This window comes from Enterococcus haemoperoxidus ATCC BAA-382 (assembly GCF_000407165.1).
Taxonomy (GTDB): domain Bacteria; phylum Bacillota; class Bacilli; order Lactobacillales; family Enterococcaceae; genus Enterococcus_L; species Enterococcus_L haemoperoxidus.
Genome location: NZ_KE136480.1, coordinates 148,225 through 164,266, shown reverse-complemented (window position 1 = coordinate 164,266; position 16,042 = coordinate 148,225). Strand labels below are relative to the sequence as shown.

The window sequence follows — 16,042 nt, the reverse complement described above, 5'->3', positions numbered from 1 at the left end:
GCAACGATTAGCAAGAACAACGATCCTTAAATTGATTGTCGTACCAGTTAACTTGATTCAGGTAAGAGAGAAAATAATTTGAGGAACCTAAGCAATTATGTAAAGAAATGGAAGGCTAAATGTGTGAAAGATAAAAAGAATTATTATCAAAAATATCGATATTATTTTCTTGGTGAAATTTTACTTTTAATTGGGTGGATCACTAACTTTGTATTCTTTTCAAGGTTTTATGAGGAAGCCATATTTTATGTAGATAAAAATGCCAAGTTGATTATTCAGCTATTGTTCGTGGTGAATTACTACTTAGAAGATCTACTAAAGTATTTGTTTGTTGCCTTTTTACTAATGACTCTAAATCTCTTCCTGATCTTGATATTTTATATTAAAAACAAGCAAGAAGTAACCAAGCAAAAAGAAATGAATTATTCAATGATCGCATTTCTGGTGCTTCTGGTCGTTAATGTTATCGCACTAATGACGACGATTATCTGGCCCTTATTCTTGCTACTATTTATTGTATCAATGACGATTGTTTATATCATATACGTTATTACGAAGTATTTATACGAAGAAAAAGATGAACGATATGAAGAAAATGAAACAGTTAAAGTAGAAGGCCCTTTTCAAACGAAAGAAGCGGCTGAAAAATACTCAAAAGAGTTTTTAGCTCATTGGACAGACTATTTTACTAAGAAAGGATATAACTTAGTGAAATATATAGAATGTGATGCAAGTAATGAATGGCATGTAGAGATCATCGTTCAGTCGATTAAATAAGAACAAATATTAGTAGTTAGGAGAACCCTTTTTCATGAGAAAGATTAATGCGATATATCTATCATTTATCTGTGTCTTTTTATCATTTTTTTTTGCAGATCAAGTGATGGCTGCAGAGGATGATAATAATTTAGGCTATACAGTAACCCTAGTACAGTCGAACACGCAAATAGATCCAAATAAAAGTTATTTTTATGTGAAAACCACACCTGGAGAAGCACAAACGTTAGAGGTAAGAATCAAAAGTACCAAAAAAGAGAATGTGCGAATTAAGATATCTGGAACTAATGCGATCACAGGTGACGGCGGAACGATCGAATATAGCGATGATAAAACATATTACGATTCGACATTAAAAGAGCCAGTAACGTCGATGCTCAAAATTCCAACTCCAGAAATTACAGTTGGTAATTATGAAGAGAAAACGGTGAAATTTCAACTTACACCGTCAAAAGAAAAGTATGATGGTGTGAAAATGGGTGCAATCGTCTTTGCGTTAGATCAAGGCGAAAAAGCAAAAAGTGGTGTTTCAACAGAATTTTCATATCGAGTAGGGCTGATCACTTCCCAATCAGGAGATGAATTCAATAATGCGCAAACGCTGAATTTAAATTCAGTAAAGGCCTCAATCAAACGCGGGAAAAAAATGGTTTTAGCGAACTTACAAAATCCTGAACCTAAAGTCTTAGAGAATCTAAGTATCGTCGGTACGATGACTAAAAAAGGAACGGATGAAGTCGTTAAAAGAAAATCTGTAGAAAACTATAGTATGGCACCAAACAGTTCATTTGATTTTGAAATGGATTGGGGGATTGCGAATCTGCCGTCGGGTACTTATACCTTGAAATTGGATGCATCAAATGACTATCAAGAATGGCAACTTAGTAAAGAATTCACGATCACCAACCAACAAGCCAAAAAAATGAATGAAGAAAGTGCGTTTAAGATCATTACGCCAACATGGATCAAAGGTAGCGCGATTTGCTTATTAGTGCTCACCGTTTTGATTATGTCATTAACCCTTTTTAGAAGAAAAAAATGGGAGAAACAATGGAAAAAAATCAGAATCGCGAAACGTAAAAAACAAGGGAATCAAAAGAAAAAACGAAAAAAAATCAATAGAAAAGATGGTGAATAAGGATGAAAAAAACTTACTTTATTTGGCCGCTATTTATTGTGATTTGTGTATTTGGACTCTTGTTCAGTCAAGCACCACATGCGTTTGCCGAGCAAGAAAAGACAGAAACTGGCATATCTTTCAACCAGTCTGTTGAACCAGATAAACCCAAACCACCTATTTATGAAACGAAACCACCAGTCTATCCAGCAACAGATGGTGCACTGCCGCATTTAGGACAAATGATGACATCGTTCATTTTATTATTGTTGGGCGTCGCTTGTTTGATCGTATTTCTAGGTGTTATCAGTTTACGTAAGGTATATAGCATACATGTATAGGAGTGTAAGATGAAAGATTATTTGTGGATTTATATATTGGGAGGCATTGCCTCTGTGTCGTTGATTTTTTTTCTGGTAACACTTTCCAGAGATGTATTTTTAGCAAGAAAACTAAAGAAAAAGAAGCTTGATCTAGCAGTCAATTTCACTCTATTAGCAGTGTCGATCACAAGTTTAACGCTGATTATTTATTTATTTGTGTTACTAAAAGACCAAATCAGATTGATTGGCTAGATCAGAAAGAACAAGCATTATTCTGTGAACAATTTACAACAGTAACTGTCGCCAATTTTATTTACGCTAAATAAGAAGGGTGATTAAATTTTGAAAAAAATACTATTTACAACATTACTTGCTTCATCAGCATTGCTGATTTTTGCAAAACCTGCGAATGCAGAAGAAGTTGGCAGTGAGCAAACAGATTTGGGGATTCGTTTTGATACTGACGGACCAGTAAAACCTGGACCTGGACCATTTAAAGATAACTTAGCATTGGTATGGACACCATCTAAATTTGATTTTGGTCGTCAAGCAGCAACAGCGAATATTGCTACATATAGCAATACTGTAGCCGGAGATCAATATGTTGTCGTAAATGATGACAGACAAGGTACTGAAACTGGCGGCGAAGGAACAAGAGCTGTAACAACGTCTGCTTGGAAAGTTAGCGCGACATTGTCTAAATTAGTCTCTAAAGATAGCTCAGCTACAGAATTGCCATCAAAATTAACGTTTACTTTAGGCGATCCACAATCTTATGATATTGGTGAAGTTGATCCAGATACAAATGACTTCTTGCCAAATCCGATTGAAGGAAACTTAGGTACTCTTGCTGATCCTAACAATATCGTTGTAGGTAAAAACGTAACATTGGAAGCTGGCAATACAACTGCAACAAACATCATTGCTAAAACACAAGCAGATGCTGTTAAAGGCGGATTTGCTACAAAACTAACTGATACTAAATTAACTGTAACTACAGGTACTGGCGCTGCTGGTAAAGCATTTAAAGGTAGCGTGAACTGGAGTCTTGACAACACATACTAAGAAATAGCTTGGTCATGTGTTTCTATAAATAAGTAAATAGGTTGGTTGACAGTTATTGTTATAAGTTGTTCACAGAATTAATAGATACTACTTAAAAACAAATTTTTATTTTTACAAAGAGAGAGGGATCCGTAGATGAAAAAACATCTTACCTGCGTATTACTAGTCCTGTTTTACCTTGCATTATTCTTTGATCCCAGTAAAGGTTTTGCTAAACAAGATGTGGAGAATTTGATTGGTGGATTGTCGTATGAAGTTTTATATCCAGAAAACCAAAAAAACAAGAACCTAGGTTATTTTGATCTCCAAATGAAGCCAGGACAAGAACAAAAAGTATCCCTAAAATTATACAATTCATTACCGAAAGAGTTAACAGTAGAAGTTCGGTTAAATACTGCAAAAACCAATAGCATCGGTAAGGTTGAATATGGACCAAATGATTTAAAAGAAGACTCATCTTTGACAAATGATTTTATCAACATCGTCAAGGGGCCCAAAAAAGTAGCGATCCCTTCTAAAGGTAGTACGCAGGTCGACTTAATGATTTCTTTACCTAAAGAGACGTCCGTAGGTTTGATAGCAGGTGGGATTCAATTGCAGCCGGTGGTAGATAGTAAAACGAAGGATCAAAGTAAAAAAGATGTCGTAGTAAACGAATTTGCTTTTTTAGTTGGGATGTTAGTAAGAGTTGGTGATACTGATCCCATAGAACCAGAGCTAAAACTAAATAAAACATACATAGCATTTAAAGAGAGTAAAAGCCATTTTTTTGTCAACATTTCCAATGTCCGTCCTGTTTATGTTGAAGGCATGGAGGTAGCCATTCAAGTAAGAAAAGCCAATAAACAAAAGGTGTTATTTGAGTATCAAAAAAAAGGAATGAGAATGGCACCAAATTCGATGATCGATCTTCCTGTTGATTTAGCGGATAAAGGCATAACTGCAGGAGATTATTCAGCTCAAATCAATGTCACATCAAAAAATGGTGGTAAATGGTCTTGGATAGAAGATTTTAAGGTCAACGCGTTAGAAGCGAATGGTCTCAATAGGCAATTAGTCGAAAATAAAACCGGCAATAAACTGATTTTTCTAGTGTGTTTTTTGATTTTATGTGTGGGTGCATTTGTCTTTATTTTGAGTTATAAAACGATAAAACGTAAACGAAGTAAAAATGAAACGAATAAGTAGTCGTTTTTCAGAAATAAAATCATGAAAATGGAACAACTTAAAATAGACAGTAGTAAATCAACACGAACACTCTTCTTCGGCATCGCTTCTAATACCCCAATCAATAATCTGGTTCGAGTGGTTGAACTAAATAGGTGATAGCGATACAAAGGAGGTGTTGCGATAAGAGTGTATCTGATAGACGATCAAAAATAATAAAGAAAGGAGAAGAAAATGGAAAATGAAAAAAAGAATCCTATTAAAAATAAACTACGTTGGACACTCATCGGACTAACTGTATTTAGCATTTTTTCTGTCACCGTTTTGTTCACCGCAACGAATCCTATATTAGCTAAACCTGAAACGAGCGTAAAAAAACAGACAAAACAGACAATCAATAAAGAGTCTGATGCAAGTACTTCAAAAGCAGCAAACGAAAAGGCAACACAAAGTTATACAGTGAGAGCGCTAGATCCAGTTGAAAATGAAGAAGGACTGAAAGCTACACCTAAAGTGTTAACGATGAAGCAAAACGAAGTCTTCCCAGATCTTAATAGTGAAGCAGGTCTCGCAAAACTTTTTTCAGAAAGAGTTATTCCGCACCCGGAATATGGTGCTTTATATGAATATGTGAATGCTGATGGCACACCTGCTAATCCTAGCAGTGAGCTAGCAGGATTTCAGACAATTTATGTAGAGATTACCGAAAATTATAATCTGACGAGTATTCGCGTTCCTATACCTGTAACGGTTACCGATTTAGGGACTTCACTTTTGTTAGATAATCAAATTGCCCTTCAAGTCGATAACGTGAATGGTAAAATTATTTTGTATCCAAACGAAATTGCGAATAAGACAGAAGAGCAGCTACAGCAGTTAGTAAAAACAAAATCTAATGTACGTTCATGGAAATTGGAAGATGGCAGTACTGTTCCTGCTGATGTTACAAAAACAACTATTTCAGCAACTTCTATCGGAACGTATAAGGCAGATTTTGAAATTACTGTCGGAACTGGTGAAGGTGAACAAAAAGCGTCAGTTCAAAAAGATGTGGTAGTGTTTGGTGCTGATCCGCAAGCTTTTGTATCAGTAGCACAAAATACAACACTTGCTTTGGGGACCAATCCAACCAATCTATTTACAAAGTTTCAAACGGTGAGTAGTACATCAGCTACGAATGCACTTTATCAATTTGTGGATATAAATGGTGAACCATTGGAAAAATTCGATACTACAACAGTTGGATTTCACTGGGCTTATGTAAAGATGACAGAGAAAACTAATGCAAATGTGTCGACGATCATCAAAGTTCCAATCAATGTGACAAGCGCAGATACTACAGCTCTTTTAACAAACAAAGTAATGGTAAAAGCCGATGCAAAAGTCCTTTTTTATCCAAATGAAACAAAAGGGAAAAGCAAAGAAGAACTAATTGCGATGATTCAGTCACGCGCACATTTGAGTGCCTGGAATATGAGTACAGGTGCAGCAGTACCAGTATCGTTTACAGATACAACGACACTTAATGATTCTGTAGGATCTTATACCGGGACAATCAAAGTAGAGCTAAATGGTACATCAGCCACGACAACACGAAATGTTACAGTGTTTGGTGCTAATCCGCAACCGTTTGTATCTATCGCTCAAAATGCTACATTATCTTTAGGTACAAATCCAACTAATCTATTTGCGAAATTTCAAACAGTTAATAGTGCAACTTCGACAAATGCGCTGTATCAATTTGTTAACGAAAATGGTGAAGCAATAGACAAATTCGATACGTCGACCGTTGGATTTCACTGGGCTTATGTAAAAATGACCGAGAAAGCTGATGCAAATGTGTCGACGATCATCAAAGTTCCAATCAGTGTGACAAGCGCAGATACTACAGCCCTTTTAACAAACAAAGTAATGGTAAAAGCTGATGCAAAAGTCCTTTTTTACCCAAATGAAACAAAAGGGAAAAGCAAAGAAGAACTAATCGCGATGATTCAGTCACGCGCACATTTGAGTGCTTGGAATATGAGTACAGGAGCGGCAATCCCAGTGTCATTTACTGACACGACTGCGGTCAATAATTCAGTGGGTTCTTATACTGGAACCATTAAAGTAGAGCTGGATGGTACATCAGCGACCACAACTAGAAATGTCACGATATTCGGTGCAGATGTAAAATCGCCTTATTACTTTAAAGTGGATCAAAACAAAGACATGGCGATGGGCACGAATGCTGCTAATGTTTTTTCAAAATACCAGTCTTTAAATGACGCAGCAGCAGCCAGCTCCACCTACGAATGGGTCAAGAATCCAGCAGGTGATCCGACTGAGCCAGTCAATAAGTTTGATACGAGCAAAACAGGATTTCACTGGGGCTATATAAAAATGACGGATAAGAAGGATACCGCTGTTTCAACAATTATTCCGGTCCCTATTACAGTGACACTAGATAATCAAACAGTTATTGTAGAGTCAAAAGCAGGAATGAGTTTTAATTACCTACCGTTTTTGAATGCAAGTGAAGTTAAAGGGAAAACTGTTCCGCAAATTATTCAATTGCTTACTAAGAAATTAGCCCCAAAAGCTTGGGATCTAACGACAGGACAAGATCTTGATGCACGAATCACCAAATCAATGATTGTGAATTCCAGTCGAGGCTCCAAAGAAGTGACCATTACGATAACGTTAGGTGAGCAACTGTTGACCTATACGTTTAATGTATTGGTTCTTCCAGACCAGGTATTTGGAAATAGTACGCTCGAGGGGTGGAACAACATTCCTTTAAATTCTACTGATGGTGTTATTACGAATCCATTAAATGGTTCTAAAATGGGCTTTCCTGAAAGAGGGATTTCTGTAACTTCACAGAAAAATGAAGTAGGTTTTATTATCAAAGATAGTGCTGGAAGAGGCTATATTTACAGTGGTGGTGAAGGTCGGGTATCAGATATTCCTGGGCTGAATAAGAGCCCTATTTATGGGACTGCTTGGGCTAGAGGAAGCGGACTTGGCTATGATGGAGTTGCTCCCAAAATGACCTCTAAATACTTTTTGCGAAAAGGAAATGAGTTAAAGCAAATTCTAATAGATGAACCAAATCAGATTCTGTATGTATATAATTTATCTTTGAATCGAAATTTAAATTTCACTGTCCAGTTAGACATGTACAACCTTTCTAATACAACGAAGAATTTTTCGATGTTAGAAAGTGTGGATACGGATTATTATACAGATTCAGTTCCAATCTATGCATTAGGGAATAGTAGCGGCTTTTACATTCAGCCCTCTTCTGGAAAGAGATTTACAATTCGACTAAAAGATTCCCGAGGAAATTGGCTATCAGATTATACTAAATATATAGCTGGTTCATACAGCGGAACAGGAGTTTCTGGGGGAACCAATTACTTTGGAAATGATTTTATGGGATCAGGTTCTGAAAGCAAAAATTACACTGCCGGACAAGTCATCGCATCCAATGTCGATTCAGCCTATCAACTAGGTGCACCGTGGAAAGATATTTCCCCAGATGAAGCATTAAACACAGGGTACGAGATTTTTGCTGGTGATGAGCTTCCCTATATGCAAATAAAAGCTGATCCAGAAGTCTTCAATATTTATCCAGATTATGTAGATGATTTTAATACGAGTTACAAACTAAGCAAAATCCCTACAGCAACTGATCATGGGACTGTTTATGTCACTTATCCTACAGGTGTTGAAGTTACAATGCCCTTTATCTCCAATAGTCAAAAAGAATTTAATAGTCCATTGATGATTCCAAGGACAGGATTACCTGAAGAGTTAAACAACGAACCTGGAACTATCAAAAACTATGACACTTCTTTATTAGCTATTAACGAGTCAGAAGGACCTTATAATGGATTGCCTTCACAAGATTATGCGGTGAAAATCAATGTCTATAATCTTGGGGCAAAACCAATTCCGCAAATCATCAAAAAAGGAACGACCTTTAATAAAAAAGCTTCTGAAGTGATTCAGGATGCAGTTATCTTACCTGGGCATACGGCTTCATACGAATATGAAGGTGATATGCCAGATACTTCGATCACAGGTTTAACCAGCGTAATGGTGCGAATGACCGATGCAAATCAACCAGATAAGACGACGTTGATCAAAGTGCCAGTCCAAGTGATCGATGAAACACCGCCATCTAGAGGGCTTTATATTGCAGCGAACGATTTCAACAGCAGACCAGAACCATTTCAAGATTTAACTGAAAGTGAAATCAATCAACTGATTCTTAAAAAATCTGAAGCGATTGCTTGGGACGTTGCGACAGGTTCAAGTAAAGATATCACGCTTTCAGTAGAGTCAACGACAGTTCCTCTAAATCCTGAACAAGGAAGCTATAAAGCAACATTAAAAGCGGTCAGAGGAACAGAAACGGTCAAGAAAACAATCACGATCGATATTCAAAGTAATCAAAAAGTGAACGTAGAGTTTGTTGATGAAACAGGAGCTGCTTTACATGATAAAATCACTTTCGATAAAGTAATCGGAACAACGATTGATTTGACGGAAGAAAAAGAAGTCCAAAAAGTACTTGAATCTATTCAGGCTGAGAACTATCAATTAGTGAAAAAGCCAGACAACGAAACGAAGATTCCTGTTACAAGTGAAGAAAGTACTGTTCAATACCAATTTAAAGGGATGCTGTTTGTACAATCTTCCCCAACTTTCTTGAATTTTGGGCGTAAGACTTTAGGGATTCCGTTTATAAAAGTCGAAAAAGCAAAATACGACAAACCATTGATCGTTTGGGATAATCGCAAAAAAGGCGGTGCATGGAATTTAACAGCAACATTAAAGAAACCATTGACCAGCCAAGAAGACCCGAGCAAAATTCTACCTACGGCTATTCGTTACAAGGTAAGTGAGACAGAAACAGTCATCTTATCTGAGAATACGACACAACCAATAGCGAAAAGAACACATGAAACCAAAGGGCAATATAACGTGAGTAATGAGTGGGATAAAAACGAATCCGGCTTGTTGTTAGAAGTTCCTTCTGGGGAAGTGTTGCAAGCAGGTGGCTATCGAGCGACGATTTTATGGCAAGTTGAACAAACACCTTAATAGAAATGTGAAAAAGTTCCGCCCAAAAGATTTAATTATGGGTGGAACTTTTTCTGATCGATTTATTATCTGGCTAAATTCATAAAAATAACAATTACTGATCCATATTACTCGTCTTATTCAAAGAAATTCTATACAATATAATAGAAAACAAGTAAAGCATTAATGGAGGGGATAATAATGAATAACGTTATGGAGCAATTAAGGAAGTATGCACTTTTACGTGGAATTGTTTATATGATTTTTGGGTTGTTGATTTTGATCAATCCAAGAAGTGTATTCCAATTGGCTGTCTATTTTATATCTGCTTATATTGCAATTATGGGTGTATTAAATCTTTATGACGGTTTTAAAGTAAAAAAAGCAACGGGAACTTATGGAATGAGTTTTCTAGGTGGGATCATTTTATTAGTGTTTGCAGGAATCGTACTGGTTTTTGCAAAGGGAATCGTAAGTATTTTACCGATTTTCCTTGGGTTAGTGATTGTGATCGTTGGTGTCACTCGTGCGATTCAATCAGTCAACTTACGCACATATGTCAATGTTAGCTGGATGCCGATGATGATTTATAGTGTGATTTTGATTATTGCCGGATTAGTATTAACGTTTAATCCATTTAGCAGTTTGCTCGTACTTTTCCAATTATTTGGCGGCATTCTGATTTTTATGGGAATTGGCGAAATTGTTTCATTTTTCCAATTGCGTAATATTAAGTAATCTTTAAAAGAGGCCGAGATAAAAGCTTATTTCCGAAGGAGTTGCTTTTTTCTCGCCGTTTATTCGGATTTGGAGCGCGAAACAAAACTAATCTTTAGTTTTGTCCACGCTCTTTTTTTGCGTAGAAACACAAAATGAAGATTTTTTCATCATGATTTGATTGACCTTGTTTTAAATACTGGGTACTCTATACAAAAAGGCAGGTGGAAAAATGAAGGATATAGTCATTTTACTAGTGGAAGACGAAGCGAGTTTAGCAAGTTTTATTTCGCAAGAACTTCGATTTGAAGGGTATGAAGTGTTGCGCGCAACGGATGGTGAACAAGCGTTGGAGCTGTATGAACAAAATCAAGAAAAAATCACAATGCTTTTATTAGACTGGATGCTGCCAAAATATGATGGTATTACTGTTGCCAGAAGAATTCGCAGAAATAGTCAAGTACCGATCATCATGATGACCGCCAGAGACCAATTAACAGATAAAATCATTGGATTGGATGCTGGCACAGATGATTATATTACGAAACCATTTGAGATTGAAGAATTGTTGGCTAGAATCAGAGTGATTATCCGCCGCAAAGAACACTTACAGAAACTGCAACAACAACCTGTATTGTTTCAATATGATGATTTAACCTTAGATTTAACCAAACGAGTAGTTAAACGATACGGTGAAGAGATTCAATTGACTCAAAAAGAGTTTGAGTTATTGGCAGAATTGATCCAGCATCCAGAAGAAGTACTTTCGCGTGACGAATTGCTGAATGCAGTCTGGGGCTATGATTATTTTGGTCAAACGAATACAGTAGATGTTTATATACGTTCGCTTAGAAATAAAATGGATTATGAGCCGACTTGCCGATTGATACAAACTGTTCGAGGAGTAGGTTATGTATTGAGGCTAACCAATGAAAAATAATAAAAGGACGTTGAATCAACGAAAAAATACAACACAATTTCAATTGACTATTCGGTTTATTGGCTTACTTACTTCAGCTGTGCTGATTTTAAGTATAGCGATTATGGGGATTACAGCTGCAGAACTATATGAATCAACAGAAAAGCAAGCCCACTTATTGGAAGATTCTTTAAAAAATAGTGGTGCAAAAGAAGCGAAAGATTGGCAAAAAGTTCTGGTGAAGGATACATTTAGTGACGATTCTCTTTATCTTATTCATGTTCAGCTAAACTCTGGTGAGGTCGTGTATTCTTCTGAAGATGCCAAAGAGATATTTCAAGAGTTTCCTCAATTGAAGCAGTTCATTTTATTTGATCGTATCTTATGGACAAGTGAGGTAGAGCCTTATTATTATACAAGTTTTCAAAAAGATGAGACGAAAGTGACGATCCTAGTGGATATGGAAAACCAATTTGAACTGATTGGGCGTATTTTTTCGTTAACGATTTTTATCACGTTGGCTGTGATTGCGCTTGGTTCGTTGGTTACGTATCGTTTTTCTAAAAAATTAAGCGGTTCGTTAGTTGTTATGGATGAAGAAATCAATCAGTTAAAGGTTTCAGATTCTAAACAACAACTAACGGTTCCAAAAACACCACAAGAAGTTCAAAATATCTCGAAGTCATTTAATCAGCTACTGGTGAAGCAAAGAATGTATTTGAAAAGGGAGCAACAATTCGTTACAGACGCTTCTCACGAGCTAAGAACACCGATCGCCGCAATTCGTGGGCATGTGAATTTGATCAAACGTCGCGGAAAGTCACATCCACAAGTGATCCCAACTTCACTTGATTATATCGATAAGGAATCGAAACGTCTGGAAATACTTGTAGAGAAATTGTTATTGTTAGGTCGATTAGATACACAATTTAACATGGAACAGCTAGATTTATCTTTGATAATACAACAAACGGTCGACGAACTGAACGTCATGATGCCACAAGATATCACTATTACAATTGAAACAGGCATTTTTGTAGAGGGACAAGCAGAACATTTTTATCAAATCGCTCGGAACTTGCTGGAAAATGCTATGAAATACACGGATACTTCTGGGACGATCACCGTTAGACTTTTCTCAGATGAAGATACGATTCAATTGTTAATAGAAGATTCTGGTATGGGGATTCCAGATGAAGAGAAAACGAAAATATTTGAACGTTTTTATCGAGTGGATCAATCACATTCTAGTGAAATTTCTGGTACAGGAATCGGCTTATCGATTGTTAAAGAGCTCGTTGAAAAATATCAAGGTAAAATAAATGTAACGGATGCATCACCTAAAGGGACACGTTTCACAGTAGAATTTATAAACACACATAAAAATGAAGATTTCTTCATTTAACTTTCATGCTGATTTATTTTTTTACATGATTTACCTGCTAAAATAATAATGTAAAGCAAACTCAGAAATGGAACATTGAAAGGGATGGATAACGTGAATAAAAAAATGATGATCGGTACACTATGTTTAGGTTTTGTTCTAGCGGGCTGTACAAATACGGATAAGTCATTGGAGACAAAACAACAAAGTAAAGTGAGCACACAAACGAGTCAATCAGCAACTCAAAATTCTAGTGATACTTCAAATAGTATTACGAAAAATCAACCGCAGATAAAAATAAATGTTGAGGATGCGATAAAAGCTTACAACGAGGCATACCCAAATACAGCGATTACCTCTCTGGATTTGGATCCTTCATTTGGCGTCTATTATTATGAAATCAAAGGCGTGGATGATTCTAAAGAATATGAAGTGAAAATTAATGCAGAAACTGGAGAGCTAAAAAAAGAGCGTGAAGAAACTCTAGATAAAGATGAACAAAATGGTGTAGAAAAGAAAAATGAAGCATTAGATTTAAAGGACATCAGATCCGTAGATGATGTGTCAAAAATCGCTCAAGATAGTCTGGGAGAAGGCACGGCGATAGAATGGTCATTAGAACGAGAGTTATCCGTTACTTATTGGGAAGTAAAAGTACAAACTGGTAATAAAGAAATGACGGTGAAAATCAACGCCCAAACCGGAGATGTCTTAGAAAAAGAGTTAGACGATTAAAGAATCTTTCATTGATATGAGTAATAAAAGCTGAGCTTGAGATATGACTCGTAGAGTTATGTCTCAACCTCATTTTTTTGTACTAAAAATAGAAAAGAGACTTGCAAATAAAATAGTGAAATGGTACTCTTAATTTCTAATTGAGAATGATTTTCATTGTCAATTAATGTGAAGTTTTATTCTAAAGCTCTATCAAGGATAAAAGAATAGGAGAAAAATGATGGACATTGACTCAATTGAACAGGTCATTAGAGCGCGCCGAACGATTCGGACATTATCGGATCAAGCGATCTCTATGGAAGTTATAGAGGAACTATTAGCAAGTTCCAGTTATGCCCCATATCATTCGAAAGAAGAACCGTGGGAAGTCGTCATCGTCGAGACGACACAAGATCGTCAGTTATTCGTAGAAAAAATCATGGAAAGTTATGATCGATTAGATACTTGGGCACGTTACGAGCAGCAAAATCTAGAAACGGCTAAAAAAAGAACACGGGATTATTTTTTAGATGTTCCTTTAACATTGATTATAACAGCGCCTAAGCATAAAAGTGAAAAGTTGAACTTGGAAGCGGTAGGGGCTGTTTCAGCATTTATCCAGAATTTTCAATTAGCTGCTTGGTCAAAGCAAATTGGTGTCACTTGGCGTACGATTCCAGTAATTTTTGATGGCAAATTCAAACAAGCAGTTGGCGTGACTGCAGAACGACAAATTATCGGGTTGCTTGATATCAGTGTAATAGATGAAACGATGAAAATACCGACAAGTCGTAGAAAACCGTTAGAACACTGGACAGCTCAATTGTCCGATAAAATAGCGAAAATGAGTGAAGGTAATGAATAGTTCAGATACACAGGAGGCGTATTTTTTTGCAAGTAATCAAGGCAAGTGATGTAAGGAATAAGACGAAAAATCAGCAAATTTTCCCGTTGATACTGTTATTATTAATCGTACTAATTTTCTCTTCAATCGTTTATTCGTTGATTAATGGGCAAGCGAATATTTCGATGGAAGATGTATTTCAGATTCTGTTAACGAAAATATCTGGTGGTAGACTTGGATCGCTTGATGGGATTACCAGTAATTCAGCGGTGAATATTATTTGGTTTGTGCGAACGCCAAGAGTGATCTTAGCTGTTTTTGTAGGGATGGGTCTAGCAATAACTGGGGCTGTGATGCAGGCAGTTGTTCAAAATCCTTTAGCTGATCCTTATATTTTAGGGATTTCTTCGGGGGCTTCACTTGGTGCGACCTTTGCGATTTTAGTTGGATTTGGTACAGGGAGTATTTTTTCTCAATTTGGGTTGGCTTTTGGTGCTTTTATGGGCGCGATGGCAGCGGCTTTTGGTGTATTGATATTATCGGGGATCGGAGGTCGGATGACTTCAGTTAAATTAGTTTTATCAGGTTCAGTGATTGGTGCTCTTTGCAGTTCTATTTCTAGCTTTATTGTGTATCTTGCCAATAATGCAGAAGGGATAAAGACTGTGACGTTTTGGGCGATGGGGAGTTTGGCTTCTGCAAGTTGGAATAAGCTGGCCATTTTGTCGATCACCGTTATTGTGATCACAGGTTTCTTCTTATTTCAACATCGTATCTTGAATGTGATGTTGTTAGGCGATGAAGCGGCGATTACGTTGGGAGTTCCTTTGAGTAAATATCGTCAATTGTATTTACTATTGGCTGCTCTTTTGACAGGAGTGATTGTGGCGTATTCTGGCATGATCGGTTTTGTAGGATTGATTATTCCTCATATCGTTCGTGGCTTGATTGGTTCTGATCATAAACGCTTGTTGCCAATCGTAGCTTTGTCAGGTTCTCTTTTTATGATTTGGGCGGATTTACTTTCAAGAGTTATGATTCCAAGTGTTGAACTGCCGATAGGGATTATTACGTCAGTGATCGGTGCACCGTTATTTATCTATATTATTGTCAAAAAAGGTTACAATTTCGGAGGGTAACAATGGAATTAACTGTAAAAGATTTAGAAATCATGATCGGACAAGAATCGATCGTTAAAAGTATCTCTTTTCAAACACAAAAGAAACAATTTGTGGGGATCATCGGTGCCAACGGCTGTGGGAAATCAACGATGTTAAAAGGAATTTATAAAGGAATCAAACCACAAGCAGGTCGCGTATTTTTAGATGAATTGGACCTTTTAGCGGTTTCCGAAAAGAAAGTGGCTCAAAAATTAGGTGTAGTAAATCAATTTAATGAACTGAATTTTGACTTAAGTGTTTTTCAAATGGTTTTATTAGGACGAACGCCCCATAAAAAGTTATTAGAATCAGATACACAAGCAGATATTGAGATTGTGATGGATGCGTTGGCTAAGACGAATTTGACGAGCTATTCTGATCGAAGTTTTTTATCATTATCTGGTGGTGAAAAACAACGGGTGATCTTAGCACGAACGATTGCCCAACAACCTAGTTATATGATTTTGGATGAGCCAACCAATCATTTGGATATTCGCTATCAGCTTGAGATATTGAATTGTGTAAAAAATCTTGGGATCGGTGTTTTAGCGGCACTACATGATTTAGAATTAGCCGCACATTATTGTGATTATATTTATGCGATGAAGGCAGGCAAAATCATTGCAGAAGGTAAACCCGCGGACTTATTTACAGCGGCATTGATCGAAGAGATATATGGCGTTAAATGTACGATTTATCAAAATCCAGTGACCCAGCGATTAGGCTTTGCCTATTCATTGGACTAGTCACCAGATTTAAATTTATATGTAGAGGAAGCGAAA

General features: G+C 36.7%; 14 protein-coding genes. All 14 read left to right on the top strand.

The window, feature by feature from the left end; translation table 11 throughout:
* The first annotated feature begins 123 nt into the window (after positions 1-123).
* The 14 genes from I583_RS11565 to I583_RS11500 all read left to right on the top strand — a co-directional run bounded on the left by I583_RS11565 (position 124) and on the right by I583_RS11500 (position 16,006).
* Entirely contained in the window at positions 124-777 is a 654-nt protein-coding gene (locus tag I583_RS11565; RefSeq protein WP_010761578.1) for a hypothetical protein, read from the top strand.
* Between the two features lie 34 nt (positions 778-811).
* On the top strand, positions 812-1,915 hold the full coding sequence (locus tag I583_RS11560) for a WxLIP family cell surface protein (protein ID WP_010760293.1): 1,104 nt from the start codon (positions 812-814) through the stop codon (positions 1,913-1,915).
* A 2-nt stretch (positions 1,916-1,917) separates the two neighbouring features.
* Entirely contained in the window at positions 1,918-2,235 is a 318-nt protein-coding gene (locus I583_RS11555; RefSeq protein WP_010761577.1) for a hypothetical protein, read from the top strand.
* Positions 2,236-2,244: 9 nt separating this feature from the next.
* Positions 2,245-2,469, top strand: coding sequence for a hypothetical protein (locus tag I583_RS11550; protein WP_010761576.1), 225 nt, complete (start codon positions 2,245-2,247; stop codon positions 2,467-2,469).
* Between the two features lie 90 nt (positions 2,470-2,559).
* Positions 2,560-3,282, top strand: a complete 723-nt coding sequence (locus I583_RS11545; protein WP_016249904.1) for a WxL domain-containing protein — start codon at positions 2,560-2,562, stop codon at positions 3,280-3,282.
* Positions 3,283-3,417: 135 nt separating this feature from the next.
* Positions 3,418-4,470: a WxLIP family cell surface protein gene (locus I583_RS11540; RefSeq protein WP_016249903.1), complete on the top strand. Its 1,053-nt coding sequence runs from the start codon at positions 3,418-3,420 to the stop codon at positions 4,468-4,470.
* Positions 4,471-4,683: 213 nt separating this feature from the next.
* Positions 4,684-9,543, top strand: a complete 4,860-nt coding sequence (locus I583_RS11535) for a MucBP domain-containing protein (protein ID WP_010760297.1) — start codon at positions 4,684-4,686, stop codon at positions 9,541-9,543.
* 180 nt (positions 9,544-9,723) lie between these two features.
* The gene (locus I583_RS11530) at positions 9,724-10,260 is read left to right on the top strand and encodes an HdeD family acid-resistance protein (RefSeq protein ID WP_010760298.1); all 537 of its coding nucleotides are present in this window, start codon (positions 9,724-9,726) and stop codon (positions 10,258-10,260) included.
* Positions 10,261-10,471: 211 nt separating this feature from the next.
* Positions 10,472-11,179: a response regulator transcription factor gene (locus tag I583_RS11525; protein WP_010760299.1), complete on the top strand. Its 708-nt coding sequence runs from the start codon at positions 10,472-10,474 to the stop codon at positions 11,177-11,179.
* The gene (locus I583_RS11520) at positions 11,169-12,563 is read left to right on the top strand and encodes a sensor histidine kinase (RefSeq protein WP_010760300.1); all 1,395 of its coding nucleotides are present in this window, start codon (positions 11,169-11,171) and stop codon (positions 12,561-12,563) included. Before I583_RS11525 ends, I583_RS11520 begins: the two co-directional genes overlap by 11 nt.
* An 84-nt stretch (positions 12,564-12,647) precedes the next feature.
* Positions 12,648-13,277, top strand: coding sequence for a PepSY domain-containing protein (locus I583_RS11515; RefSeq protein ID WP_010760301.1), 630 nt, complete (start codon positions 12,648-12,650; stop codon positions 13,275-13,277).
* 220 nt (positions 13,278-13,497) lie between these two features.
* Positions 13,498-14,121 carry a nitroreductase family protein gene (locus I583_RS11510; RefSeq protein WP_010760302.1) on the top strand — a complete coding sequence of 208 codons (624 nt, stop codon included), beginning with the start codon at positions 13,498-13,500 and terminating at the stop codon, positions 14,119-14,121.
* Positions 14,122-14,147: 26 nt separating this feature from the next.
* Positions 14,148-15,239, top strand: a complete 1,092-nt coding sequence (locus I583_RS11505; protein WP_010760303.1) for a FecCD family ABC transporter permease — start codon at positions 14,148-14,150, stop codon at positions 15,237-15,239.
* A 2-nt stretch (positions 15,240-15,241) separates the two neighbouring features.
* Complete coding sequence (locus I583_RS11500; protein WP_010760304.1) at positions 15,242-16,006, top strand: ABC transporter ATP-binding protein; 765 nt, start codon at positions 15,242-15,244, stop codon at positions 16,004-16,006.
* Positions 16,007-16,042 lie beyond the last annotated feature (36 nt).

Bases quoted from the DNA above. Each gene is read 5' to 3' on its own strand.
- I583_RS11560 (WP_010760293.1), top strand. From the start codon at position 812: ATGAGAAAGATTAATGCGATATATCTATCATTTATCTGTGTCTTTTTA.
- I583_RS11555 (WP_010761577.1), top strand. From the start codon at position 1,918: ATGAAAAAAACTTACTTTATTTGGCCGCTATTTATTGTGATTTGTGTA.
- I583_RS11550 (WP_010761576.1), top strand. From the start codon at position 2,245: ATGAAAGATTATTTGTGGATTTATATATTGGGAGGCATTGCCTCTGTG.
- I583_RS11540 (WP_016249903.1), top strand. From the start codon at position 3,418: ATGAAAAAACATCTTACCTGCGTATTACTAGTCCTGTTTTACCTTGCA.
- I583_RS11535 (WP_010760297.1), top strand. From the start codon at position 4,684: ATGGAAAATGAAAAAAAGAATCCTATTAAAAATAAACTACGTTGGACA.
- I583_RS11530 (WP_010760298.1), top strand. From the start codon at position 9,724: ATGAATAACGTTATGGAGCAATTAAGGAAGTATGCACTTTTACGTGGA.
- I583_RS11525 (WP_010760299.1), top strand. From the start codon at position 10,472: ATGAAGGATATAGTCATTTTACTAGTGGAAGACGAAGCGAGTTTAGCA.
- I583_RS11520 (WP_010760300.1), top strand. From the start codon at position 11,169: ATGAAAAATAATAAAAGGACGTTGAATCAACGAAAAAATACAACACAA.
- I583_RS11515 (WP_010760301.1), top strand. From the start codon at position 12,648: ATGGATAACGTGAATAAAAAAATGATGATCGGTACACTATGTTTAGGT.
- I583_RS11510 (WP_010760302.1), top strand. From the start codon at position 13,498: ATGGACATTGACTCAATTGAACAGGTCATTAGAGCGCGCCGAACGATT.
- I583_RS11500 (WP_010760304.1), top strand. From the start codon at position 15,242: ATGGAATTAACTGTAAAAGATTTAGAAATCATGATCGGACAAGAATCG.